Genomic DNA, 24,090 nt, shown 5'->3' on the forward strand with positions numbered 1-24,090 from the left:
TTCGCCGGCACTCGATAGGGTGGGGGTTCCGCCGTCGCGCTGCCGCGCCCATCGAAGGAGAGCCCATGGACATCGCCGCCCTCGGAGCCGTCGGACTGCTGGTGCTGCTCGGCGTCGGCGCCGCGATCGTCGTCCTCATCATCGTGCTGATCCTCATCCGCGCGTGGTACCGCGTGGCCAAGGCCGACGAGGCGCTGGTCATCGTCGGAAAGCGGCAGAAGAGCGCGGCCGGGGATTCGCGTATCACCGTGATCACGGGCGGCGGAGCGATCGTCAACCCGCTCACGCAGCGCGCGGAGATGATCTCGCTGCGGGCCCGGCAGATCAAGATGGAGCCGACCGCGCAGTCGTCCAACGGCGTCACGGTGAATGTCAGCGGTGTGGCGCTGGTGAAGATCGGATCCGACCCCGAGTCGGTGCGCCGGGCGGCGGAGCGCTTCGCCTCACAGGACAAGGCGATCGAGCAGTTCACCACCGAGCAGCTCGAGGGTGCGCTCCGCGGCGTCGTGGCCACCTTGACGGTCGAGGAGCTCATGCGCGACCGGCAGCGGTTGTCGGACCAGATCGCGGAGGGGATCAAGGCGGACCTGTCGAGCCAGGGACTCATCCTCGACTCGTTCCAGATCCAGGGGATCACCGACACCAACGGATACATCTCCGCGCTCGGCGCGACCGAGGTCGAGCGGGTGCGACGCGAAGCCGAAGTGGCGCGCATCAATGCGGAGCGTGAGATCCGCGCGCGTCAGATCGCCACCGACGAGGCCAACCTCATCGAGCAGACAGCGCTCGACAAGAACACCGCCGCTGCCAAGGCCGAGGTCGGGCGTGCGAACGCCGAGGCGGAGCAGGCCGAGGCCCTCGCCCGCGCGGAGCGCCAGCAGGCGGTGCTCGTGCAGGAGGCGCAGAACACCCAGGCACGGCTCGAGTCCGAGGTCAGCCGGGTGGCGGACGCCGATCTGTACCAGCGACAGAAGGATGCCGACGCCGACGCCTACGCCGACATCAAGGATGCCGAAGCCCGCGCGCAGATCGCCGCCCAGGAGGCGACGGCGGTGCGTCTTCGGGCGGAGGCCGACGCCGATGCCATCCGCCTCGCCGGTGAGGCGCGGGCCACTGCCATCCGCGCCGAAGCGGAGGCGCTCGCGCAGAACCAGGAGGCGCTCCTCGCGCAGCGTGCCCTCGAGGCGCTCGTGCCGATGATGGCGGAGTTCGCAAAGGGGTTCGATCGCGTGGGCTCGGTCACGGTGCTCGGCGGCGAGGGCGCGAGCGGACATCTCGCCGCGGAATCGGCGACGGGGATGCGCTCGACGTTCGAGGCCGTGCGCGCGGCGACCGGCATCGACCTCAGCGCGATCATCCAGGGTCGCGCGATCGGCGAGGCCTTCGCGGACGCGACAGCCCGCAACGGCGCTCCCCCCGCCGCGCCGGCGGATCAGGCCGCGGACACGGAGTGAGTCGCTCGACTCGCCAGGAAATGTCGGAAAATGCGTCGAAACTCGACGTTTATTGGCGACTCGATCAGGTGAAGAGGGACTGCAGGCGCTGCACGCCCTCGAGAAGCTGGTCGTCCCCGAGCGCGTACGACAGGCGAAGGTAGCCGCTCGGACCGAATGCTTCACCCGGCACGACGGCGACCTCGGCCTCGTCGAGGATGAGGTCGGCGAGCTCGAGCGTGGTCGTGGGAGTCTGGCCACGCCATTCGCGGCCGAGCAGGCCCGTGACATCCGGATAGACGTAGAACGCCCCGAGCGGATTCGGCACCTCCACGCCCGGAATCTTGGCGAGCTCCGACACGATGAGACGCCGGCGGCGGTCGAAGGCGAGGCGGAACTGCTCGGCCTCGTCCTGCGGCCCGCTCAGGGCTGTCAGGGCCGCGCGCTGGGCGATGTTGTTGACGTTGCTCGACAGATGCGACTGCAGGTTGGCCGCGACCTTGATGGCATCGGTGGGGCCGACCATCCAGCCCACGCGCCATCCGGTCATGGCGTATGTCTTGGCGACGCCGTTGACGAGGATCGTCTGCTCCGCCAGCTCGGGCACCGCCTCGACGATCGACACCGCGCGCGCGCCCTCGTAGACCAGGTTCTGGTAGATCTCATCGGTGATGACCCAAATGCCGTTCTCGAGCGCCCAGCGCCCGATCTCCCGCGTCTCCTCGGGTGTGTACACGGCGCCGGTGGGGTTGGAGGGCGAAACGAACACCAGCGTCGTGGTGCGGTCGGTGCGCGCAGCCTCGAGCTGGTCGACCGTCACCTTGTAACCCTGGTCCGCTCCGGCGAAGACCTCGACGGGCGTGCCGTCGGCCAGACGGATGGCTTCGGGGTAGGTGGTCCAGTAGGGCGCCGGCAGGAGCACCTCGTCGCCGGGGTTCACCACGGCCTGGAACGCCTGGTACACGGCCTGCTTGCCGCCGTTCGTGACGATGATCTGCGACGGCGCGACCTCGAGGCCGGAGTCGCGCAGCGTCTTGGCGGCGATCGCCTCCCGCAGCACCGGGAGCCCGGCGGCGGGGGTGTAGCGGAAGTTCGCGGGGTCGCGCAGCGCCTCGGCGGCAGCATCCACGATGAACTGCGGGGTCGCGAAGTCGGGCTCACCCGCCGCATAGGAGATGACGGGCCGCCCGGCGGCCTGCAGGGACTTGGCCTTGGCATCGACCTTGAGGGTCGCCGACTCGGCGATCGCGGAGAGCTTGCGGGAGAGCGGAGCGCGAGAGGTCACGGGAACGAGCCTACCGGCGGAGCACCGGCGAGGCCGGGCGTGTTTCGGGCTCAGCCCACCGCAAGTGAGCTGAGCCACAGCAGCGTCAGCGGCATCAGCATCAGCACGCCGAGGACCACCGCGACGACCGAGAGCACCCAGCGACCGCGCCGCCTCACCGCGACGCCGATACCGACCCCGCCGAGCACCACCACGACGGCACCCGTGATCGCGAGAAGCGGGATGAAGACGATCCCGAGCCACCACAGGGCGTTCATCTCGGGGATGAGCCCGATGAGGAAGATCGCGAGGGCGGGGAGGAGCACGATCCCGGCGACGCAGACGGCGACGATGCCCAGGACGTCGACGGGTCGGCGGGTGCGCGGTGCCGCCGACGGGAGTGTGTAGGCCATCGCCTTCCTTCCGCTCCCGACCACCTTGGCATACGGCGCGAAGGAGCCGTCAGGTCAGCGGCCAGAAGGGCCGCACCTCGATGGCGCCATGGGTGGCCATCGGATGCTGCGCAGCAAGGCCCACCGCCTCGTCGAGGTCGCGGCACTCCAGGACGTCGAACCCCGCGATCCACTCGTGCGTCTCGGCGAACGGCCCGTCGGTGACGAGGAGGCGTCCACCCCGGCGCCGCACCGTGCGGGCGCCGGTCGGCGGCTGCAGCCGATCGCCCTCGCGCCAGGCGTCGCGACGATCGACCTCGGCGCCCCACTCCTCGATCGAGAGCGGAGGCGTCTCGGCGCCGTCGTTGTCGGGGTCGGCGACCACCAGCATCAGGAATTTCATCACAGCACTTCCCTTCGTCGAAGCGACGTTACGTAAGGACGTCGTGCGACGTGCCGGCGGATCGACAATTCGTGCAGAACTCCTCACATTCGGGTGCCGAGGTGCCCGTCGGGGACGAATCCGCTGCCCGCCCGCCGATTCTTGAGGAGTTGCGCAGGCGGCGTTCGCGCGACGCGGCCGGCGGATGACGCACGGATGCCCCGCGCGCCAGAGCGCTCGGGGCATCCGTCGGGAGAAACTCAGCCGAACTGGTTCATCGTGTTGTCCTTGCCGCCCGCCTTGAGTGCGGCGTCGCCGGCGAAGTACTCCTTGTGGTTGTCGCCGATGTCGCTTCCCGCCATGTTCTGGTGCTTGACGGTGGCGATGCCCTCGCGGATCTCGCGGCGCTGGACGCCCTTCACGTATGCGAGCATGCCGTCGTCGCCGAAGTACCCCTTCGCGAGGTCATCGGTCGACAGCGCCGCGGTGTGGTACGTGGGCAGCGTGATGAGGTGGTGGAAGATCCCGGCACGCGCCGAGCCGTCCCGCTGGAACGTGCGGATCTTCTCGTCAGCCAGCTGCGCCAGCTCGGAGCCGTCGTAGTCCACGCTCATGAGGTTCGCGCGGTCGTAGCCCGAGACATCCGCGCCCTGCTCCACCAGCAGGTCGTACGCCTGCTGACGGAAGTTGAGCGTCCAGTTGAACGACGGGCTGTTGTTGTAGACGAGCTTCGCGTTCGGGATCTCCTCGCGGATGCGGTCGACCATGCCGGCGATCTGCTCCACGTGCGGCTTCTCGGTCTCGATCCACAGCAGGTCGGCACCGTTGCGCAGCGACGTGATGCAGTCGAGCACGACGCGGTCCTCGCCCGAGCCGGCACGGAACTGGTACAGGTTGCTGGCGAGGCGCTTCGGGCGCAGGAGCTTGCCCTCGCGCCGGATGACCACGTCGCCGTTGCTGAGCTCGGACTCGGAGATCTCGTCGACGTCGAGGAACGCGTTGTACTGGTCGCCGAGGTCGCCGGGCTCGCTGGAGACCGCCAGCTTCTGGGTGAGGCCGGCCCCGAGCGAGTCGGTGCGCGCGACGATGATGCCGTTGTCGATGCCGAGCTCGAGGAAGGCGTAGCGGACGGCGTTGAGCTTCGCGATGAAGTCCTCGTGCGGAACCGTGACCTTGCCGTCCTGGTGGCCGCACTGCTTCTCGTCGGAGACCTGGTTCTCGATCTGGATGGCGCAGGCGCCGGCCTCGATCATCTTCTTGGCGAGGAGGTACGTCGCCTCGGGGTTTCCGAAGCCGGCGTCGATGTCGGCGATGATCGGCACCACGTGGGTCTCGTGGTTGTCGATCTGCGACTGGATGAACTCGACCGCGGTCTCGTCACCGGCGCGGCGGGCGTCGTCGAGCTGGGTGAACAGCAGATCGAGCTCGCGGGTGTCGGCCTGGCGGAGGAACGTGTAGAGCTCCTCGATGAGGGCGGGGACGGAGGTCTTCTCGTGCATCGACTGGTCGGGCAGCGGACCGAACTCCGAACGCAGCGCCGCCACCATCCAGCCGGACAGGTAGAGGTAGCGCTTGTTCGTTGTCTTGAGGTGCTTCTTGATCGAGATGAGCTTCTGCTGTCCGATGAAGCCGTGCCACACGCCGAGCGACTGGGTGTAGACCGAGGAGTCCTCGTCGTACTCCGCCATGTCACGCCGCATGATGTCCGCCGTGTACTGGGCGATCTCGAGGCCCGTCTTGAACCGGTTCTGCGCGCGCATCCGGGCGACGTACTCGGGGTTGATGGCGTCCCAGCTCGAGCCGTACTGCTCCTTCAGCGCGCGGACGGCCTGGATGTCGTCGTCGTAGGTTGTCATGTCTCTCCTTGCGTTTCGGTTCAGGTCAGTCGAAGTAGCGGGCGTACGCGGGGGAGGTCAGGAAGGCCGGGAACTGCTCCCGCAGCGCCACCTCCCGGAACACCTCCGCGGCGTCGTCGAAGCGATCGCCATCGTGGCGGGTCGCCTCGCCGAGCACCCGGTCCACCAGGCCCTCGACGTACTCGCGGGTGATCGGGGTGCCGTCGTCCGTGGCGCGGTCCTGGTGGATCCACTGCCAGATCTGCGACCGCGAGATCTCGGCGGTCGCCGCATCCTCCATGAGGTTGTCGATCGCGACGGCGCCCTGGCCGCGCAGCCATGCCTCGATGTAGCGGATGGCGACGGCGACGTTGCCGTGGACCCCTGCGGCCGTGATCGGCAGGCCGATGTGCACGTTCAGCAGCTGACGCGCGATGGCGTCCTCGCTGGCGCCGAGCTCCGACGAGGTGTCACTCTGCCGGTCGATCTGGTTCGGACGCTCGCCGAGCACGGCGTCGAACTCCGCGGCGGCGATCGGGATCAGGTCGGGGTGCGCCACCCAGGTGCCGTCGAAGCCGTCTCCGGCCTCGCGTCGCTTGTCGGCGGCGACCTTCTCGAAGGCGCGCTCGGTCACCTCGGGGTCGCGGCGATTGGGGATGAAGGCGCTCATCCCGCCGATCGCGAAGGCGCCTCGCCGGTGGCACGTCTGCACCAGCAGCTCGGTGTAAGCGCGCATGAACGGCACCGTCATCGTGACCTCGCTGCGGTCGGGCAGCACGAAGCGCGCCCCGCGGCCGCGGTAGTTCTTGATGATCGAGAAGATGTAGTCCCAGCGCCCGGCGTTCAGGCCCGCGGCGTGGTTGCGCAGCTCGAAGAGGATCTCCTCCATCTCGAAGGCGGCGGGAAGCGTCTCGATGAGCACCGTCGCGCGGATGGTGCCGAAGGGGATCCCGATGTACTCCTCGCTGAAGGTGAAGACGTCGTCCCAGAGCTTGGCCTCTTCGCTGGACTCGATCTTCGGCAGGTAGAAGTACGGACCGCGCCCGCTGTCGATGAGCTGCTGCGCGTTGTGGAAGAAGTACAGACCGAAGTCCACCAGCGAGCCGGATGCGGCCATCCGCCGCCCCGCGCGATCGGTGTACTCGATGTGCTTCTCGGTGAGATGCCATCCGCGCGGGCGCATCACGATCGTCGGCGTGTGCTCCGCCGTGACGCGGTAGCTCTTGCCCTCGGGGCTGGAGTACTCCAGCTGCCCGCGGATGGCGTCGAACAACGACAGCTGACCGCCGATGACGTTCTGCCAGGTCGGTGAGGTGGCATCCTCCTGGTCGGCGAGCCAGACCTTCGCGCCGGAGTTGAGCGCGTTGATGGTCATCTTCGGGTCGGTCGGGCCGGTGATCTCCACGCGGCGGTCTTCCAGCCCCGGGCCGGCGCCGGCGACACGCCACGTGTCGTCTTCGCGGATGTGTCGCGTGTCGTCGCGGAAACGCGGGTCGTGTCCATTGCCGATCTCGAACCGGCGACGCAGGCGGTCGGCGAGGCGGTCCTGACGGCGACCACCGAAGCGGGCGTGCAGTTCGGCCACGAAGGCGAGCGCCTCCGGGGTGAGGATCTCGCCGTACCGCTCGCCGAGTGCGGCGGTGACCGAGATCGGCGCGGCGGTGGGGGCCTGGATCGTCATGGCGGTCTCCTTCTCTCTGCCGGGGACGAAGCTGCGTCCCGTGGGGTGGTAGAACCAACCATCCGTGAAGTTCGGGGGCGCGACTGGACATTTCTCGTGTGAAGTTTTCGCAAACTTCTGCGTTCGTGACAGAATCGCGACATGACCACCGTCGTGCGCGTACCCGAAGAGGCGGACCTTCCCGACGATGAAGAGGTGGACCCTCTCACCATCGGCCGTCGCATCCGTCAGCTCCGCGCCGAGCGCGGCATGACCCTCGACGACCTCGCCGCCGCCGTGCAGCGCGCCCCGAGCCAGCTGTCGATGATCGAGAACGGGCGCCGCGAGGCCAAGCTGTCGATGCTGCAGGCGATCGCGCGCGCTCTAGGGACGAGCCTTGACGCCCTGCTCGCGTCCGAGCCGCTGAACGAACGGGCGACCATGGAGATCGCGCTCGAGCGGGCGATGCGGGGGCAGACCTTCCAGTCGCTGGGCATCGCCCCGTTCCGCGTGGGCAAGTCGGTGCCCGACGAGGTGCTCCGGTCGCTGCTGGCGCTGCAGGGCGAGATCGACCGGCTGCGGGACGAGCGGTCGGCGACGCCCGAGGAGGCGCGACGGGCGAACGTGGCGCTGCGGCGCCTCATGCGCACGCAGGACAACTATTTCCCCGACCTCGAGAAGAGCGCGCGCGACATCCTCGCCGCCGTCGGGCATCCCGGCGGTCCGCTCACTCAGCGCACCGCGAGCGACATCGCCGGGCATCTCGGCTTCACGCTGCACTACGTGCCCGACCTTCCGCAGACCACGCGCAGCGTCGCCGACATCCGCAACGGCCGGCTGTACCTCTCCAGCCGCGTGACGGCGAAGGGAGACCCGAGGACGGCCGTGCTGCAGGCGCTGTCGAGCCGGATCCTCGGGCACAGCGAGCCGACCAGCTACGCGGAGTTCCTCCGGCAGCGCGTCGAGACGAACTACCTCACCGGTGCCCTGATGATCCCCGAGGAGTCGGCGGTCACCTTCCTCTCCGACGCCAAGGACGCGCGGGCGATCAGCATCGAAGACCTGCGCGACGCGTACTCGGTCTCCTACGAGACTGCCGCGCACCGCTTCACGAACCTCTCGACCGTGCACCTCGGCATCCCGGTGCACTTCCTCAAGGTGCACGAGTCCGGGACGATCACGAAGGCCTACGAGAACGACGATGTGAACTTCCCGACCGACCAGCTCGGATCCATCGAGGGCCAGTTGTGCTGCCGCCGGTGGACGAGCCGCGTCGTCTTCGACGTCGACGACCGCTTCAACCCGTACTACCAGTACACCGACACCGGAAACGGGACGTACTGGTGCACGGCGCGCGTGGAGAACTCCAGCGAGGGCGCCCACTCCGTGAGCGTGGGTGTGCGCTTCGATGACACCAAGTGGTTCCTCGGCCGGGACACCCCGAACCGGGGCGTCTCGAAGCACTCGGTGGAGGTGTGCTGCCGCCGCGCGCCGCAGGAGCTGGAGTCGGCGTGGCGCGATTACGCGTGGCCGAATGTCCGTACGCCGCGAACGCTCCTCGCCACCCTCCCGACCGGCGCCTTCCCGGGCGTCGACACGACCGAGGTGTACGAGTTCCTCGACGCGCACGCCCCCCGCTGACGGCCGGGGTGGACAACACTCCGGATGCATCGGACGCTGAGCCGCCGCACCCGCGCGCCGGCGCGCCGCAAGGTTCGAGGTGCCAGCTGCGGCCGCATCACGGCGCGGATTCCGGCGCGGAGTGACACCGGAGCCGCGCTGGCGGGTTTCGGAGTGGCAGGCGGGGTCGGATGACGGGGGAGGATGCGGCCGTTCCTGCCACCCGAGCGCGGCGCGGCAGCCGCGGACCGCGGGGAGGGTTGTGCGAAAACCTATCGTGTGTAAGGTTTTAAGCGATGCTCCGTCCCCCCGGAGCGCTTTCGATGAGGAGAGCCATGAAACGCATCGCCGCACGCCTCGCCGCCCCGCTGACAGCCGCCGTGCTCGTCACCGGAGTGATCGCCGCCTCGCCCGCCGTCGCGGGTCAGGGTCATCCCGGAGGCGGGGGCGACCCCCATCCGGGGCACGCGACGTCCACGCTCGAGCGGTACGCCGCCGACACGTGGGCGTCGATGGCCGCCATGACCGATGACGAGACCGGGCTTCCCGCCGACAACATCGGCGGGGACCTCGCCGAGGACACCGCATCCGCGTACACGTCGCCCACGAACATCGGCGGCTACCTCTGGTCCACGATCACCGCGCGGGATCTGGGCATCATCGGCACCGACGAGGCGCGCGAGCGGATGACCGCGACCCTCGCCACGCTCGAGACCCTCGAGCGCAATGCCGCCAGCGGCATGTTCTACAACTGGTACGACCCCGACACGGGGGCGAAGCTGACGACGTGGCCGGAGAGCGGCGACGTCGTGCATCCGTTCCTCTCGACGGTGGACAACGGATGGCTCGCCGTCGGCCTTCGAGCGGTGCGCGAGGCGGAGCCCGCCCTCGCCGATCGCGCACAGGCCCTGTACGCCGGGATGCACTTCTCCGCGTTCTTCGATCCCGCCGGCGCGGCAGGCCTCCCCGCCGGCACGAACCGCGGTGGCTTCTGGGAGGAGCCGCCGGGCGACGGCTGCGCCGTCGAAGCCCCGATGTACAACGGCTCCGGTGCGACGGCGTTCTACACATGCCACCACTACGACACGACAGTGAGCGAGAGTCGTATCGCGACATACCTCGCCGTCGCCGACGGCACGATCCCCGCGACCGGACTCTACGGAACCCATCGCACGATGCCGGCCGGATGCGATTGGGCCTGGCAGGAGCAGCTCCCCGAGGGCGAGACCCGCTCGTACGACGGCGTCAGCGTCTACGAGGGGACGTATTCCTACGACGGCATGCGGTTCGTCCCGAGCTGGGGCGGCAGCATGTTCGAAGCGCTCATGCCCGATCTCTTCATCCCCGAGGCGCAGTGGGGTCCGACGTCGTGGGGAGTGAACCACCCGATCACCGTCGCCGTGCAGGAGAAGCACGGCCTGAAGGACGCCGGGTACGGATACTGGGGCTTCTCGCCGGCGAGCGATCCTTTCGGCGGGTACGCCGAGTACGGCGTCGACCTCGCGGGCATGCGCTCGGACGGCTACGGCTCCGACCGCGAGAAGACCGATGTCGACATCGATCGCCCCGGATGCGCCGAGGGCGCGAACCCCGATCCCGAGTTCGGGGACGGCGTCGTCACGCCGCACGCGTCCTTCCTCGCGCTGCCGTACGACACGCGAGGCGCGCTGAAGAACCTGCGCAACATCGAGAAGAAGCTCGGCGCCTACGGCCCGGGAGGGTTCTACGACGCTGTGGCCACGGGCAGCGGCACGATCGCGAAGCGATACCTGTCGCTGGATCAATCGATGATCCTCGCGGCGATCGGCAACGAGCTGACCGGCGACTCCCTCAAGGCGTACGTGGTCGACGACGCCATGGAGCGCAACCTCCGGCCCGCGATCGCACAGCAGGTGTTCGGCTCGGCGTGGGGGCGCGGCCCCGGCCACTGACGTCTTGCGTGAATCGGCTGCTATCGCGGCGCGAATAGCAGCCGATTCACGCAAGTCGGGAAGGATGGGAGCGAGGAGGCGGACGTGAGCACGAACCCCGAGCGCCCGCGGCGCGGCAGCTACGCGAAAGGCCAGGCCCGGCGGCAGCAGATCGTGGAGGAGGCCGTCGTCGTCTTCGCACGATCGGGGTTCACGAGCGGGTCGCTTCGCGAGGTCGCCAAGCGCGTGGGGCTCACCCCCGCGGGCCTCCTCCACCACTTCGCGAGCAAGGAGGAGCTCTTCGCCGAGGTGCTCCGCCAGCGCGACGAACGGGTGCGCGCGGCCGCCGGCGACCCCGCCGAGCACACCCTCGTCGAGCAGGCGACCAAGGTGGTCGCGTACAACCAGTCCACCCGCGGCCTCACATCGCTGTACACGACGGTCTCGGCGGAGGCCACCGACCCCCAGCATCCGTCCCACGACGAGTTCGCCGAGCGCTACCGCTCGACGGCCGCCGCCTCGGCCGCGCTGCTGCGCGCGGGGCAGGAGGCGGGGGAGATCCGCGCCGACATCGACCCGGATGCCGCGGCCCGCCTCATCGGGGCCGTCATGGACGGGCTCCAGCAGCAGTGGCTCCTCGACGACTCGGTGAACATGACCGCGATCTTCGCCGAGTTCGTCCGCGGCTATCTGGTCGCTCCGCGGCGCGGCTGACGCGCCCCGCCGGCGAACTACCATCGGATGCACGCCCGAGACCCGGAGGTGCCCGTGCCCCATGCGGCCGATGCGCTCGCCCACGCCGACGACCTCGCTGATTTCGTCGCGTCGTCCCCGTCCAGCTTCCACGCCGCCGCCGAGGTCGCGCGACGGCTCGCGGATGCCGGCTTCACAGCGCTCCGCGAAGACGAACCCTGGCCGGATCAGCCCGGCGGGCGGTTCGTCGTGGTGCGCGACGGGGCCGTGCTCGCGTGGATCGTCCCCGGCGGGGCGACAGCTGCCACCGGGGTGCGCATCTTCGGCGCGCACAGCGACTCGCCTGGCTTCAAACTCAAGCCGCGGCCGACCACCGGCCGGCTCGGCTGGTTGCAGGCCGGTGTGGAGATCTACGGCGGCCCGCTGCTGAACTCGTGGCTGGATCGTGAGCTGCGCCTGGCCGGGCGGCTCGTGCTCGATGACGGCTCGGAGGTGCTCGCGGCCTCCGGTGCGCTCCTGCGTCTGCCGCAGCTAGCCATCCATCTCGACCGCGAGGTGAACGACCGGCTCGCCCTGGACCGGCAGGGCCACACGCAGCCGGTGTGGGGGCTCGGCGAGGCCGATTCGGCAGATCTTCTCGCCGAGCTCGCGGATGCGGCGGGCGTCGACGCCGCCCGCATCCGCGGCTACGACGTGGTCACCGCCGACGCAGCCCGCGGCGCGGTGTTCGGGCGGGACGACGTGTTCTTCGCGGCCGGCCGGCTCGACGACCTCGCCTCGGTGCACGCGGGGGCCGGCGCGCTCACCGCGGCCGCCGACGGATACGACGCCGACCACATCGCGATGCTGGCGGTGTTCGACCACGAGGAGGTCGGGTCGGGCACGCGTTCGGGTGCGGCGGGGCCCTTCCTCGCCGACGTGCTCGAGCGCATCCGGCTCGCGCTCGGTGCCGACCGCGAGCAGCAGCTCCGCGCGTTCGCGGCGAGCTGGTGCGTCTCCAGCGACGTCGGGCACGCGGTGCATCCGAACTATCCCGAGAAGCACGACCCTGTCGTGCAGCCGCGGCTCGGGGAGGGGCCGATCCTCAAGATCAACGCCAACCAGCGCTACGCGACGGACGCGGTGGGTGCGGCGGCGTGGAACGGATGGTGCGCCGCCGCCGGCGTGGCGTCGCAGGAGTTCGTCTCGAACAACGCCGTCCCCTGCGGCTCGACCATCGGACCGATCACGGCGACGCGCCTGGGGATCCGCACGGTCGACGTCGGCATCCCGATCCTGTCGATGCACTCCGCCCGCGAGCTCGCCGGCGTCGCCGACCTGTGGTCGCTCGCCCGCGTCGCCGAGGCGTACTTCCGCTCCTGAGCTGCCGGATGTCGCCGGGCCCGCTCCGGACGCCGAGCGCCGGCGCGTGCCGTACTCAGTCTGGGCGAGTAGCGCGGCGTCGCAGAGCTGTGACTTTCCACGGATGCGGCGTCGGACCCGGGTCACTGAGACTGAGTACGGCCCGGGAACAGGCGCGGACACGGGCCAACCTCGGCTTCGAGCGGGCGGGCGAATCAGGGGAGGGCGTTGCGGCGCGCGACCGACCCGAGCCACGCGAGGCTCGGCTTCGGCGCGCGGGCGAAGGTCTCGCGATCCCACGCGATGAGGCCGAACGTCGGCCGGTAGCTTCCCCACTCGTAGTTGTCGAGCGCGCTCCAGTGGAGGTAGCCGCGCACGTCGACCCCCTCCGCGAGGCACGCCTCGACGGCCTGCAGGGCGCCTGTCGTGTACGCGATCCGTCGCTCGTCATCGGCCGTCGCGATGCCGTTCTCGGTGACGTACACCGGGACGCCGGCGCGCCGCCACGCGTTGCGGATGCCGTCGCCCACGGCCGCCGGGTAGTACTCCCACCCGGTGAGCGTGCGCTCGGCGTCGTCGGGGATCGGGAGCGGGCCGGCGGTGCCGATCCTCGTGCGGGTGTATGCCTGCACGCCCACCCAGTCGTCGCCGGAGGCCGCGTCGAGGAAGACGTCCTCGCGTGATGCGCCGTACTCCGCCGCGACGTCTTCGGCGCCCGGCTCCGGCTGGTAGGCCTGCGTCGCCACGGTCCACCCTGCCTGACCGCCCGCCCCGCGTACGAGCTCGACGGCGCCGCGGTGCGCGGCGATCAGGCGGTCGGTCACCGCGGGAACGCCGGGCGGCAGGCCGACGGAGGGGAAGCCGACGTCGGGGTCGGCCAGCACCGACACCATGTTCGGCTCGTTGACGGTGCACACCAGCCGCACGTCCTCGAGCACCGGCAGCGCCGCCTCGACGTAGCGGCGGAACTCGTCCACGGCGGCGTCGCGGTGCCATCCGCCGTCGCGCGTGAACCACACCGGGTTCGTGAAGTGATGAAGGGTCACCATGGGCTCGAGCCCGCGCTCCCGCGCCGCCGCCACCATCCGGCGGTAGTGCTCGATCGCGGCGCGCGAGACATAGCCGCGTTCGGGCTGGATGCGGGCCCACTCGATGCTGAAGCGATACGAGGTGAGCCCGGCCCGGGCGAGCAGGTCCATGTCCTCGCGATACCGGTGGTAACTGTCGGCGGCGTCACCCGAGGGCTCCTCGACCGGGGCGCCGGCGAGGTGGCCCCACTCGCGCTGCCACCAGTCGGAGTTGACGTTGCCGCCCTCGATCTGGTGCGCGGCGGTGGAGGCGCCCCACAGGAAGCCGGGGGGAAAGGTCATGCGGGGAGGTCCTTCCAGGAAGCGGATGCCGCGGTGCGCGGGCCGAGGGTCATTTGATGCCGGTCAGCGCGATGCCCTGCACGAAGTAGCGCTGCAGGATCACGAAGATCGCCAGCACCGGCACGACCACCACCACCGCGCCGGCCATCATCAGGCCGTACCGGGCGGCGTTCTGGCCCACCGAGTACAGGGCGAGGGCGACCGGCAGGGTGTACATGTCCTCGGTGGTGGCCACCACGAGCGGCCAGAGGAAGTTGTTCCAGCTGCCGAGGAACGTGAGGATCGTGAGCGTCGCGACGGCGGGCCCGCACAGCGGCATGACGACGCGCAGGAAGATGCGCCACTCTCCGGCGCCGTCGATGCGGGCGGCCTCGAGCAGCTCGTCGGGGAGTCCGGAGATGAACTGGCGCATGAGGAACACGCCGACGGGGGTGATGAGGAACGGCAGGATGAGGCCCGGATAGCTGTTGACGAGTCCGAGGTTGGCGGTCAGGACGAACAGGGGGACGAACGTCACGACGCCCGGCACCATGAGGGTCGCCAGCACGAGGGCGAAGAGCAGCTTCTTGCCGCGGAACTCCAGCTTCGCCAGCGCGTAGCCCACCATCGAGGAGAACACGATGTTGCCGAGCGTGACGAAGACGGCCACGACGATGCTGTTGAAGAAGAACGTCGCGAAGTCCAGGCGTCCGAACAGCGTCGTGTAGTTGTCGAGCGTCGGATCGCTCGGGAGGAACTGCGTCGGGTTCTGGCGGATCTCGGCATCCGTCTTGAACGATCCGAGGAGCATCCAGACGAACGGCATGATCATGACGACGAGGCCCACCGCCAGCACGACGTAGAGCCACCAGCGCGGGCGCCCGGCCAGCGGGCTCCGCCGCCGACGGGGTGCCTCGGGCGTTCCGGTCACGGCGACCGGGTTCTGCGAGAGCGTGGTCATGTCAGTCCCTCCGTCCGAGCAGGCGGAACTGGATGAGCGAGAGCGCCACGATCGCCAGGAAGAGCACGTAGCTGGCCGCCGAGGCGTAGGCGTAGTTCCCGAAGCCGAACTGGTCGAACGTGTACATCGCGGTGGAGAGGGTGGCATCCAGTGGTCCGCCCTGCGTCATGACGTAGGGCTCCTCGAAGAACTGGAGGAAGCCGATGCCGGTGATCACGGCGGCGAAGAGCAGCGTGGGCCGCAGCGCCGGCAGCGTGATGCTGCCGAAGCGCTGGAACGCGTTCGCGCCGTCGACCATCGCCGCCTCGTGGTGCTCCCGCGGCACGGTCTGCAGGCCTGCCAGGAAGATCACCATGAGCGTGCCGATGTTGCGCCACACCGCCATCGCGATGAGCGAGGGCAGCGCCCACGTCGTCGATTCGAGCCAGTTGGGTCCGTCGATGCCGAAGATCGCCAGGAAGCCGTTGAGAAGGCCATCCGGTTGCAGGATGAACCGCCACACGATCGCGATCGCGACGATGCTCGTGACGACGGGGGCGTAGTAGCCGACCCGGAACACCGTGCGGATGCGGGTGATTCCCTTGTCGAGCGCGAGCGCGACCAGGAGGGCGAGGGCCATCGTGAGCGGGACCCCGGCGATCACGAACACCAGTGTGTTGAGCAGAGAGCGCAGGAATCTCGGGTCTTCGAACAGGCGCGCGTAGTTGGCGAGGCCGACGAAATCGACGTTGAAGGGCGTCTGCAGGTCGCGCGTGGTGAGGTCGGTGAAGCTCATCGCGAACGAGGCGATGATCGGACCCGCCATGAAGACCAGGAACAGGATGACGAACGGGGCGGCGAACAGCCACGCCGTGAGCGTCCTCTTTCGGCTGCGCCGCGCGGCCCCCGCTCGGGGGGCCGGCGCGCGCGGCGGAGCCGGTGCGGTGACGGCGGTCATCGGATGCGACCTACTGGCCGGTGCCGATCGAGTCGGCCTGCTGCTGGATCGTCGCGACGGCCTCCTGCGGCGTGGTGTCGCCGCGCGTGACCTTCTCCAGCTCCTGGTCGATGACGCTCGACACCTGCGCCCACGTGGGGATCGCCGGGGGAGCCTTCGAGTCCTGCAGCTGGTCGCCGAAGACGCTCAGGTACGGATCCTCGGCGAATGTCGGGTCATCCCATGCCTCCTGCACGCTCGGCAGATCCGTGGAGATGTCGTACCACGCCACCTGGGTCTCGGGCTGGCTGAGCCATCGCACGAACTTCCACGACGCGTCGCGGTTGTCGGTGTCTTCGAACACGGCGAGATTGCCGCCGCCTGTGAAGCTCGTGCGGCTGGCGTCTCCGGGCACCATCGCGACGCCGAACTTGTCGGCGAACTCCGGGCCGCCCTGCTCCTGCAGGAGACTCACGTGGAACGGGCCGCTGAAGAACGCGCCGACGTTGCCGTCGATGAACTCCTGCTCGATCTCCCCTGTCTCCAGTCGCACCGGTTCGGAGATCCCCTGCTCGAAGAAGCTGGAGTAGAAGGTGAAGGCCTCCTCCCACTCCGGGGTGTCGAAGGTGAACTCGGTGCCGTCCTCGTTCAGGATGTCTCCGCCGGCCTGCCACGCCAGCGGGGTGACGTACTGCCACGAGTCGAAGCCGCCGGGAGGGAGCGAGACGCCCCACTGCGCGCCGGCGCTCTGAAGACCCTGCGCGAAAGCGGTGTACTCGTCCCACGTGGCGGGCGGCTCCACGCCGGCTGCCTCGGCGAGATCGGTGCGGTAGTAGAGCACCCGCGTGTCGACATACCACGGCACGCCGTACGCGACGTCGTCCACGACCGAGGTCTGCCATGAGCCCTCGAAGAAGCTCGACTCGTCGACGAGGCCGTCGGGGGTCGGCTCGAACGCGCCCGTGGAGGCGAACTCACCCACCCAGGTCGACCCCAGCATCGTGACATCCGGCGTCTCGCCGCCGGCGATGGCGGTGGCGATGCGGTCGTGGGCACTCTCCCACGGCACCGCGGTCACTTCGATGTCGACGTCAGGGTTGTCTTCCTCGAATCGCTCGGCCAGCTGGTCGAGCACCTCGCCCTCGTTGCCCATGGCCCACACCTCGACGGTGCCGCCGGCGGGGGAGTCGTCGATCGCGTCGCCGGACTGCGGCCCGGAGCCGCCGCCGCCGTCGTTGCGCCCGCAGGACGTGAGGGCGAGCGCGCCGATCGCGAGCACGGCGCCGGCGGTGAGCCAGCGCGCGGAGCGGTGCTGCATGCGAATGGTCATGGGATCTGGCCTCCGTCTTCGGTGACGCCGGAGCGGCGTCGCTGCCTTCCGAAAACGCACCCGGGGGGAGTACGCGACAGTGACGATACTCCAAAAACTGAACAGGTGGAAGGTTTTGAGCGATCTCGTACGCGAGGGGCCGGCGTCAGAGACCGGAGACCTGCAGCGCCGCCCACAGCTCGGCGCGCGCGGGGAAGGAGGCCAGATCGATCCCGAGGACGCGCTCGGCCGAGGCGATGCGCGTGCGGACGGTGTGGCGGTGCACGCCGAGGGCGATGGCGGCCGCGTCGATGCGCGCGTCGCTCTCCAGCCACGCGCGGAGCGTGGGCACGAGCTCGGTCCCCCGCGTCGTGTCGTGATCGATCAGCGGTGCGAGAGCCGCGGCTGCGAGCACTCTCGCGAGATCGCTGTCGAGGGCGCCGAGGACTCCGGATGCCGCGGTCTCGCCGAAGCGGGCGACCGATCCGCGCTGGCGGCGCAGTGCCGCCCTGGCCTCGTCGGCGGCGCGGGGGAACTCCTGCCAGGTGGCGGCGGCGGAAAGGCCCACCCGCACCGGGAAACGGTCCGCGAGGGTCTCCGGGAGGGCAGAGCCGGGCGCGACGACGACGACGAGCCCCTCGGACCCGCGGCCGAATAGCAGGGGCGCGGGGTCGGCGACGCCGCCCGCCAGCCACTCCGACACCGTCTCCAGCAGGGCGCCCGACGCCTCGACCACCCCGACCGCGATCGCCCCGGGCGCGAGCGCATGGCCGAGCTCGCGGGCGAGGCGCCGCGCCAGCCCCAGATCGCCGGCGAGGAGCGCCGCGACGGAGCCGGCCCGAAGCATCCCGTGCGCGCGCTGAACTCCCTCGTTCTGCTCGAGGGCCAGGCCCGCCATCGCGATGACCGAGGTGACGACGGCCCGGCTCTCGGCGTCGAGGTCTCCCGACGCGATCGCCAGGACGCCGCGCAGGTGCCCGCCGCGGCCGAGCGTCTGCAGCGAGAACGGCGTGGGGCCGATCCGCAGCGAGGAGCCGGCCCGCGCGGCGCGTCGCAGCACCGTGGCCACCTCGCCGTCGAGCTCGTCGCGAGTGGCGGCATCCAGTGCGCCGGCGGGGTGCTCGCGGCGCAGGTCCCCCGCCGAATCGAATAGGCCCACCCAGGCGTCGAGCTGGCGGGCGAGTTCGGCGACCGTCGCGTCGAGGCCGTCGGGGCGGAGGGCGGCGAGCGAAACGGCGCGCTGCGCCGCCAGCGCCCACGTGCGCCGGGCGTACGACTCTGCCGCCGTCGCCTCGGCGTTCGCCCGCGCGACGGCGATGAAGGGCGTGCGGTACGGCACCTCGAACAGGGGCATCCCGTTGTTCGCGCAGGCGGCGATGAGGAGCGACGGTATCCCCGCGCGGACGACCTCGGTGCCGAAGCCGAGGGCGACCACGCCTCGCTCGGCGAGACGGCGGACGTAGGCGGCGAAGAGATCGGGGTCGTCCTCGGCATGGGCGAACTGCGTGCCCGTCGTGAGGAGCACGAGACCCTCCGAGAGGAACGGCGTCGGGTCGGCGAGATCGCTGCTGTGCACCCATCGCACCGCGCGGTCCAGCGCCTGCCCGGGCAGTGCGCTCTCGTCGCAGGCCAGCCTCAGGTGCAAGTCCTCGCGGGCGAGGAGCGCGCGCACGGTCGGCGGGGACGTGAGGCGATCGGTCATGGGCTCATGCTCCCATCGGGGGCTTGGACACCGTGTACAGGTGCCTCCTGCGAATGTACACGACGGCGAATGCAACGCCCTCGTGCGCCTCCCTACCATCGCGATCATGACTCCCGCCGTCGCCGCCCCCGTCCTCGGAGGACCCGCGCTGCCGCAGCGCCGCTCCCTCGTCACTGCGCTCCCCGGGCCACGCTCCCAGGAGATCCTCGACCGCAAGGCCGCCGCGGTCGCCTCGGGCGTCGGCCACACCGTCCCGATCGCCGCCGTCGCCGCCGGCGGCGGAGTCGTCGTCGACGCCGACGGCAACTCGCTCATCGATCTCGGCTCGGGAATCGCCGTCACCACGGTCGGCAACGCCCACCCCGCCGTCGTCGCCGCCGTGCAGGAGCAGGTCGCCCGCTTCACGCACACGTGCTTCATGATCTCGCCGTACGAGGAGTACATCGCCGTGGCCGAGGCGCTCAACCGGCTCACCCCCGGCGACCACGCCAAGAAGAGCGCCCTGTTCAACAGCGGCGCCGAGGCGGTGGAGAACGCGGTCAAGATCGCCCGCAAGGCCACCGGCCGGCAGGCGGTCGTCGCATTCGACCACGCCTACCACGGCCGGACGAACCTGACCATGGCCCTGACCGCGAAGAGCATGCCGTACAAGAGCGGCTTCGGTCCCTTCGCCTCGGAGGTCTACCGCGCCCCCCTGTCGTACCCCTATCGCGATGGCCTGACCGGCTCGGATGCCGCGGCGCGCGCGATCAGCCTGATCGAGAAGCAGATCGGCGCCGACAACCTCGCCGCCGTGCTCATCGAGCCGATCCAGGGCGAGGGCGGCTTCATCGTCCCCGCCGACGGGTTCCTCCCGGGGCTGGCTGATTGGTGCCGTGAGAACGGCGTGGTGTTCATCGCTGACGAGGTGCAGACGGGGTTCGCCCGCACGGGCGCGATGTTCGCGAGCGAGCTGTTCGGGGTGGTGCCCGATCTCATCACGACGGCCAAGGGCATCGCCGGCGGCCTCCCGCTGGCCGCCGTCACCGGGCGCGCCGACCTCATGGACGCCGCTCACACCGGCGGCCTCGGCGGCACGTACGGCGGCAACCCGCTGGCGTGCGCCGCGGCGCTGGCTGCGATCGAGGCGTACGAGAGCGAGGATCTCCCCGCCCGCGCGCGCGCCCTCGGGGACATCCTCGGCGAGCGTCTTCGCGCCCTCGCCGCGGCCGATCCGCGCATCGGCGATGTGCGCGGGCGCGGCGCGATGATCGCGGCGGAGTTCGTCGATCCCGCAACGGGCGCGCCGGATGCCGCGTTGACCTCCGCCGTGGCGAAGGCGTGCCTGGCGGAGGGAGTGATCGTCCTCACGTGTGGCACGTACGGGAACGTCATCCGGTTCCTGCCGCCGCTGGCGATCGACGACGACCTGCTCCGCGAAGGCCTCGAGGTCGTGGCCTCCGCCCTGGCCGGGGTCTGAGCATCCCGCAAGACGTCGCATCCGAAGGGGGAACGATGAAAGAACTGACCAGAGACGTCGTGATCGTCGGCGCCGGAGCCGCCGGTCTCACCGCCGCGAACGATCTGCGCGCGGCAGGGCTCTCCGTGGTCGTGCTCGAGGCGCGCGACCGCGTCGGCGGGCGGCTGTGGACGGATGAGATCGACGGGGCGATGCTCGAGATCGGCGGCCAGTGGGTGTCGCCCGATCAGCAGGCGCTCATCGACACGGTCGCCGACCTGGGCCTCGAGACCTACGCCCGCTACCGCGACGGCGACAGCGTGTACGTGGGGCCCGATGGCACGGTCGCCCGGTTCACGGGCGAGGTGTTCCCCGTCTCCGCCGACACCGAGCGCGTCATCGCGCGGATCACCGCCCGGCTGGACGAGATGGTCGCCGAGATCGACCCCGACCGCCCGGAGGCGCACGAGAAGGCCGCCGAATGGGACGCGATCTCCTGGGACGCGTGGCTGCGCGCACAGACCGACGACGACGAGGCGGTGCGAAACCTGGCGTTCGCCACCGGGTCGGCGATGCTCACCAAGCCGACGCATTCGTTCTCGCTGCTGCAGTCGCTCCTCATGGCCGCGTCAGCCGGCTCGTATTCGAATCTGGTCGACGCCGACTTCATCCTCGACAAACGGGTCGTGGGCGGGCTGCAGCAGGTTCCGCTCCTCCTCGCCGAGCGCCTGGGCGACGACGTCGTGCTGAATCAGCCGGTGCGAACGCTGGAGTGGTCCGCAGCGACCGCCTCGGCGAGCGGGTCGGTGGTCGCCCGCACCGACGAGGTCGCCGTACACGCCCGTTTCGCGATCCTCGCCCTGGCCCCGGTGCTGTACCCGCGCATCTCGTTCGTGCCGCCGCTCCCGCGCCGCCAGCATCAGATGCACCAGCACCTCTCGATGGGGTTCGTCATCAAGGTGCACGCGGTATACGACCGCCCGTTCTGGCGTGAGCAGGGACTGAGCGGTACGGCATTCAGCCCCTACGAGCTGTGCCACGAGGCATACGACAACACCAACGCGGGCGATCCGCGGGGGACGCTCGTCGGGTTCGTCTCCGACCGCAGCGCCGACGACGTCTTCCGCCTCTCCGCCGAGGAGCGCCGCGAGCGCATCCTGGAGTCGCTGTCGCACTACTACGGACCCGACGCGAAGGAGCCGATCGTGTACTACGAGAGCGACTGGGGCACGGAGGAGTGGACCCGCGGGGCTTACGCCGCGAGCTTCGATCTCGGCGGACTGTCGCGCTACAACGCCGACCTCCGCACCCCGGTCGGCCCCATCCACGTCGCCTGCAGCGACATGGCCGGCGCCGGATACCAGCACGTGGACGGCGCCATCCGCCAGGGTCACCGCGCCGCCGCCGAGATCGTCGAACGGTCGCGCTCATGAGCCGCCCGGTCGTCGTCGGATACACCGCCACCGATGCCGGAGCGGATGCGGTGGCCGTCGCCGCCCGCCTCGCCCGGGCCACCGGGGCGCCGCTGGAGATCGTGCTCGTCCTCCCCGACGAATCACGCAGCGTCATCACACCGCCCGACGCCGGCTACGCCCGACTGGTCCGCGATCGTGCGGAGGAGTGGCTCCAGAGCGTCGGCCACTCGCTTCGCGATGCCGTGTCGCCGCGATCGTCGGTGCGCTACGGCGAGTCGTTCGCGGAGGGACTCCTCACCGCCGCCCACGAGCTCGACGCGGCGTTCATCGTCGTCGGCGCGGCCAACGGCGGACTGCGAGGCCGCCACTTCCTCGGCTCGGTCGCGAGCGAGCTGCTGCACTCCTCCGACGTGCCGGTCGTGCTGGCTCCCGAGGGGGCCCGCGCCGTGGACCCCGCGACGCCCGTCACCCGGATCACCGCCGCCCTCGGCTCGCGACCGGGAGCCGACGTCCTCCTCGAGGAGTCGGTGGCGCTCGCCGCCGCCGCATCCGTCCCCCTTCGCCTCGTGTCGCTGGAGACGATGGATCTCCCCGCGGGGCTGGACACCGCCGCCATCCGCGTCGTCGGTGCCAACCACGCCACGCGCGTGCTGGAGGCCGCACGCGCGGCCCTTCCCCGCGACGTCGCCAGCGAGGCGGTCGTGGGCGGAGGGGACGACATCGAGGACGCCGTGCAGACGCTGCCGTGGGATCCGGCCGAGCTCGCCGTCGTCGGTTCCAGCCGCCTCGCCCAGCCGCGGCGCCTCTTCCTCGGCTCGACCGCGGCGAAGATGCTGCGAGTCCTCCCTGTTCCGCTCATCGTCGTGCCTCGCACGCGCTCCGAAGAAGGAGGGCGCTCATGACCGCTCCCGAAGGTGCCCCGCTCGCCCCCGCCGGCGAAGGCGGCGGCTTGTCGAAGAAGGGGTTGTCGGCGGGGACGGTGGGCCTTCTCGGCGCCGTCGTCATCGGTATCTCCTGCATCGCCCCGGCCTACACCCTGACGGCAGCCCTCGGGCCCACCGTCTCGGAGGTCGGCTTCCAGGTCCCGGCGATCATCCTGATCGGGTTCATCCCGATGCTTCTGGTGGCCTTCGGGTATCGCGAGCTCAACAAGCAGATGCCCGACTCGGGCACCTCCTTCACCTGGGCGGCGCGGGCCTTCGGCCCGTGGATCGGATGGATGGCCGGCTGGGGGCTCATCGCGGCGACCATCCTCGTGCTGTCCAATCTGGCGGGCATCGCGGTGGAATTCCTCTTCCTCCTCATCGACCAGCTCGCCGGAAGCCCCGGCACCATCGCCGAGCTCGCCTTCAACCCGTTCATCAACGTGACGGTGTGCCTGCTGTTCATGCTCGGGGCGACGTTCGTCTCCTACCGCGACATGCAGACCACGCAGAAGCTGCAGTACGTCCTGGTGACCTTCCAGGTCGTCGTGCTCGTGATCTTCTCCATCGCGGCGTTCGTGCACGTGGCGCAGGGCAACGCCTTCGACGCGAGCCCGGTCGAGCTGTCGTGGTTCAACCCCCTCGCCGTCGGATCGTTCACCGCCGTCGTGGCGGGGCTGTCGCTGTCGATCTTCATCTTCTGGGGGTGGGATGTCACCCTCACCATGAACGAGGAGACCAAGAACCCCGAGAAGACCCCCGGCCGCGCGGCGACGCTCACGGTCATCACGATCGTCGTGCTGTACCTGCTGCTCTCGATCGCGCTCCTGACCTTCGCCGGCACGGGCGAGGGGGAGCTGGGCCTGGGCAACCCCGACATCCAGGACAACGTCTTCTTCTACCTGAGCGGGCCGATCCTCGGGCCGCTGGCGTTCCTGGTCTCCCTCGCCGTGCTGACCAGCTCGGCGTCGTCGCTGCAGTCGACCTTCGTGTCGCCGGCGCGGACGCTCCTGGCCATGGGGCACTACGGCGCGCTGCCGAAGAAGTTCGCCTCGGTCACGCCCCGCTTCTTCACGCCGGGGTATGCCACGATCGTCTCGGCCGTGGTCGCCTCCGTGTTCTACGCGGTGATGCGCTTCGTCAACGAGAACGTGCTGTGGGACACGATCACGACGCTCGGGCTGATGATCTGCTTCTATTACGGGCTGACTGCGTTCGCCTGCGTCTGGTACTTCCGCCGGCAGTGGTTCGACTCGGCGCGCAACGTGTTCTTCACCCTGCTGTTCCCGCTCGTGGGCGGCATCATCCTCGTCGCGCTGTTCGTCATCACGCTCGTCGAGAGCCTCGACCCCGATTACGGCAGCGGCACCGAGTGGTTCGGGCTCGGAAGCGTCTTCGTGCTGGGTGTCACGATCATCGGCGTGGGGATCGTGATCATGATCTGGCAGGCGATCCGGCGCCCGGCGTTCTTCCGCGGCGAGACGCTGTCCAAGGATGCCCCGCTGAGCGCACGCCGTTCGCGGCAGACTGTGTGAGAGGAAAGGAAC

At 70.0% G+C, this 24,090-nt stretch carries 19 protein-coding genes; 9 read left to right on the top strand and 10 right to left on the bottom strand.

The window, feature by feature from the left end; translation table 11 throughout:
• Positions 1–65 precede the first annotated feature (65 nt).
• Positions 66–1,454 carry an SPFH domain-containing protein gene (locus ACTU3I_RS07375; RefSeq protein ID WP_442925010.1) on the top strand — a complete coding sequence of 463 codons (1,389 nt, stop codon included), beginning with the start codon at positions 66–68 and terminating at the stop codon, positions 1,452–1,454.
• A gap of 64 nt (positions 1,455–1,518) precedes the next feature.
• On the opposite strand, the gene ACTU3I_RS07380 is transcribed toward ACTU3I_RS07375, so the two are convergent.
• From ACTU3I_RS07380 to aceB, 5 genes are all read right to left on the bottom strand, one after another.
• The gene (locus tag ACTU3I_RS07380) at positions 1,519–2,718 is read right to left on the bottom strand and encodes a pyridoxal phosphate-dependent aminotransferase (RefSeq protein ID WP_442925011.1); all 1,200 of its coding nucleotides are present in this window, start codon (positions 2,716–2,718) and stop codon (positions 1,519–1,521) included.
• 50 nt (positions 2,719–2,768) lie between these two features.
• Positions 2,769–3,110 carry a hypothetical protein gene (locus tag ACTU3I_RS07385; protein WP_442925012.1) on the bottom strand — a complete coding sequence of 114 codons (342 nt, stop codon included), beginning with the start codon at positions 3,108–3,110 and terminating at the stop codon, positions 2,769–2,771.
• A gap of 49 nt (positions 3,111–3,159) precedes the next feature.
• Positions 3,160–3,492: a YciI family protein gene (locus ACTU3I_RS07390; protein WP_442925013.1), complete on the bottom strand. Its 333-nt coding sequence runs from the start codon at positions 3,490–3,492 to the stop codon at positions 3,160–3,162.
• Positions 3,493–3,731: 239 nt separating this feature from the next.
• Entirely contained in the window at positions 3,732–5,327 is a 1,596-nt protein-coding gene (locus ACTU3I_RS07395) for an isocitrate lyase (RefSeq protein ID WP_442925014.1), read from the bottom strand.
• Positions 5,328–5,352: 25 nt separating this feature from the next.
• Positions 5,353–6,987, bottom strand: coding sequence for a malate synthase A (gene aceB, locus ACTU3I_RS07400; RefSeq protein WP_442925015.1), 1,635 nt, complete (start codon positions 6,985–6,987; stop codon positions 5,353–5,355).
• A gap of 141 nt (positions 6,988–7,128) precedes the next feature.
• Between aceB and ACTU3I_RS07405 the strand changes: the two genes are divergently transcribed.
• From ACTU3I_RS07405 to ACTU3I_RS07420, 4 genes are all read left to right on the top strand, one after another.
• Entirely contained in the window at positions 7,129–8,607 is a 1,479-nt protein-coding gene (locus ACTU3I_RS07405) for a helix-turn-helix domain-containing protein (RefSeq protein WP_442925016.1), read from the top strand.
• A gap of 314 nt (positions 8,608–8,921) precedes the next feature.
• The gene (locus tag ACTU3I_RS07410) at positions 8,922–10,517 is read left to right on the top strand and encodes a glucoamylase family protein (protein ID WP_442925017.1); all 1,596 of its coding nucleotides are present in this window, start codon (positions 8,922–8,924) and stop codon (positions 10,515–10,517) included.
• 84 nt (positions 10,518–10,601) lie between these two features.
• Complete coding sequence (locus tag ACTU3I_RS07415) at positions 10,602–11,210, top strand: TetR/AcrR family transcriptional regulator (RefSeq protein WP_442925018.1); 609 nt, start codon at positions 10,602–10,604, stop codon at positions 11,208–11,210.
• A gap of 27 nt (positions 11,211–11,237) precedes the next feature.
• On the top strand, positions 11,238–12,551 hold the full coding sequence (locus ACTU3I_RS07420) for a M18 family aminopeptidase (protein WP_442925019.1): 1,314 nt from the start codon (positions 11,238–11,240) through the stop codon (positions 12,549–12,551).
• Between the two features lie 194 nt (positions 12,552–12,745).
• Here ACTU3I_RS07420 and ACTU3I_RS07425 read toward each other — a convergent pair whose 3' ends face one another.
• The 5 genes from ACTU3I_RS07425 to ACTU3I_RS07445 form a co-directional block, all read right to left on the bottom strand.
• Positions 12,746–13,900, bottom strand: a complete 1,155-nt coding sequence (locus ACTU3I_RS07425) for a glycoside hydrolase family 1 protein (protein WP_442925020.1) — start codon at positions 13,898–13,900, stop codon at positions 12,746–12,748.
• A gap of 49 nt (positions 13,901–13,949) precedes the next feature.
• On the bottom strand, positions 13,950–14,840 hold the full coding sequence (locus ACTU3I_RS07430) for a carbohydrate ABC transporter permease (protein WP_442925021.1): 891 nt from the start codon (positions 14,838–14,840) through the stop codon (positions 13,950–13,952).
• A 1-nt stretch (position 14,841) separates the two neighbouring features.
• Entirely contained in the window at positions 14,842–15,777 is a 936-nt protein-coding gene (locus ACTU3I_RS07435) for a carbohydrate ABC transporter permease (RefSeq protein WP_442925022.1), read from the bottom strand.
• 10 nt (positions 15,778–15,787) lie between these two features.
• Positions 15,788–17,086 carry a sugar ABC transporter substrate-binding protein gene (locus tag ACTU3I_RS07440; protein ID WP_442925023.1) on the bottom strand — a complete coding sequence of 433 codons (1,299 nt, stop codon included), beginning with the start codon at positions 17,084–17,086 and terminating at the stop codon, positions 15,788–15,790.
• Positions 17,087–17,231: 145 nt separating this feature from the next.
• A complete protein-coding gene (locus tag ACTU3I_RS07445) occupies positions 17,232–18,767 on the bottom strand; it encodes a PucR family transcriptional regulator (RefSeq protein ID WP_442925024.1) in 1,536 nt (511 codons plus the stop codon).
• Between the two features lie 106 nt (positions 18,768–18,873).
• Here ACTU3I_RS07445 and gabT point away from each other — a divergent pair, with 106 nt between their 5' ends.
• The 4 genes from gabT to ACTU3I_RS07465 are packed head-to-tail and all read left to right on the top strand — an operon-like array spanning position 18,874 to position 24,078.
• Positions 18,874–20,226, top strand: a complete 1,353-nt coding sequence (gene gabT, locus ACTU3I_RS07450; protein ID WP_442925025.1) for a 4-aminobutyrate--2-oxoglutarate transaminase — start codon at positions 18,874–18,876, stop codon at positions 20,224–20,226.
• 35 nt (positions 20,227–20,261) lie between these two features.
• Positions 20,262–21,638: a flavin monoamine oxidase family protein gene (locus ACTU3I_RS07455; RefSeq protein WP_442925026.1), complete on the top strand. Its 1,377-nt coding sequence runs from the start codon at positions 20,262–20,264 to the stop codon at positions 21,636–21,638.
• Complete coding sequence (locus ACTU3I_RS07460) at positions 21,635–22,522, top strand: universal stress protein (protein ID WP_442925027.1); 888 nt, start codon at positions 21,635–21,637, stop codon at positions 22,520–22,522. Before ACTU3I_RS07455 ends, ACTU3I_RS07460 begins: the two co-directional genes overlap by 4 nt.
• Positions 22,519–24,078, top strand: a complete 1,560-nt coding sequence (locus tag ACTU3I_RS07465) for an APC family permease (protein WP_442925028.1) — start codon at positions 22,519–22,521, stop codon at positions 24,076–24,078. Before ACTU3I_RS07460 ends, ACTU3I_RS07465 begins: the two co-directional genes overlap by 4 nt.
• The last annotated feature ends 12 nt before the right edge of the window (positions 24,079–24,090 follow it).

It is taken from the genome of Microbacterium sp. RD1 (assembly GCF_052220165.1).
Lineage (GTDB): Bacteria > Actinomycetota > Actinomycetes > Actinomycetales > Microbacteriaceae > Microbacterium.

Coding starts and splice junctions, on each gene's coding strand:
- ACTU3I_RS07445 (WP_442925024.1), bottom strand. CDS start 18,767: ATGACCGATCGCCTCACGTCCCCGCCGACCGTGCGCGCGCTCCTCGCC.
- ACTU3I_RS07465 (WP_442925028.1), top strand. CDS start 22,519: ATGACCGCTCCCGAAGGTGCCCCGCTCGCCCCCGCCGGCGAAGGCGGC.
- aceB (WP_442925015.1), bottom strand. CDS start 6,987: ATGACGATCCAGGCCCCCACCGCCGCGCCGATCTCGGTCACCGCCGCA.
- ACTU3I_RS07375 (WP_442925010.1), top strand. CDS start 66: ATGGACATCGCCGCCCTCGGAGCCGTCGGACTGCTGGTGCTGCTCGGC.
- ACTU3I_RS07435 (WP_442925022.1), bottom strand. CDS start 15,777: ATGACCGCCGTCACCGCACCGGCTCCGCCGCGCGCGCCGGCCCCCCGA.
- ACTU3I_RS07430 (WP_442925021.1), bottom strand. CDS start 14,840: ATGACCACGCTCTCGCAGAACCCGGTCGCCGTGACCGGAACGCCCGAG.
- ACTU3I_RS07455 (WP_442925026.1), top strand. CDS start 20,262: ATGAAAGAACTGACCAGAGACGTCGTGATCGTCGGCGCCGGAGCCGCC.
- ACTU3I_RS07395 (WP_442925014.1), bottom strand. CDS start 5,327: ATGACAACCTACGACGACGACATCCAGGCCGTCCGCGCGCTGAAGGAG.
- ACTU3I_RS07385 (WP_442925012.1), bottom strand. CDS start 3,110: ATGGCCTACACACTCCCGTCGGCGGCACCGCGCACCCGCCGACCCGTC.
- ACTU3I_RS07440 (WP_442925023.1), bottom strand. CDS start 17,086: ATGACCATTCGCATGCAGCACCGCTCCGCGCGCTGGCTCACCGCCGGC.
- ACTU3I_RS07460 (WP_442925027.1), top strand. CDS start 21,635: ATGAGCCGCCCGGTCGTCGTCGGATACACCGCCACCGATGCCGGAGCG.
- ACTU3I_RS07425 (WP_442925020.1), bottom strand. CDS start 13,900: ATGACCTTTCCCCCCGGCTTCCTGTGGGGCGCCTCCACCGCCGCGCAC.
- gabT (WP_442925025.1), top strand. CDS start 18,874: ATGACTCCCGCCGTCGCCGCCCCCGTCCTCGGAGGACCCGCGCTGCCG.
- ACTU3I_RS07420 (WP_442925019.1), top strand. CDS start 11,238: ATGCACGCCCGAGACCCGGAGGTGCCCGTGCCCCATGCGGCCGATGCG.
- ACTU3I_RS07410 (WP_442925017.1), top strand. CDS start 8,922: ATGAAACGCATCGCCGCACGCCTCGCCGCCCCGCTGACAGCCGCCGTG.
- ACTU3I_RS07390 (WP_442925013.1), bottom strand. CDS start 3,492: ATGAAATTCCTGATGCTGGTGGTCGCCGACCCCGACAACGACGGCGCC.
- ACTU3I_RS07405 (WP_442925016.1), top strand. CDS start 7,129: ATGACCACCGTCGTGCGCGTACCCGAAGAGGCGGACCTTCCCGACGAT.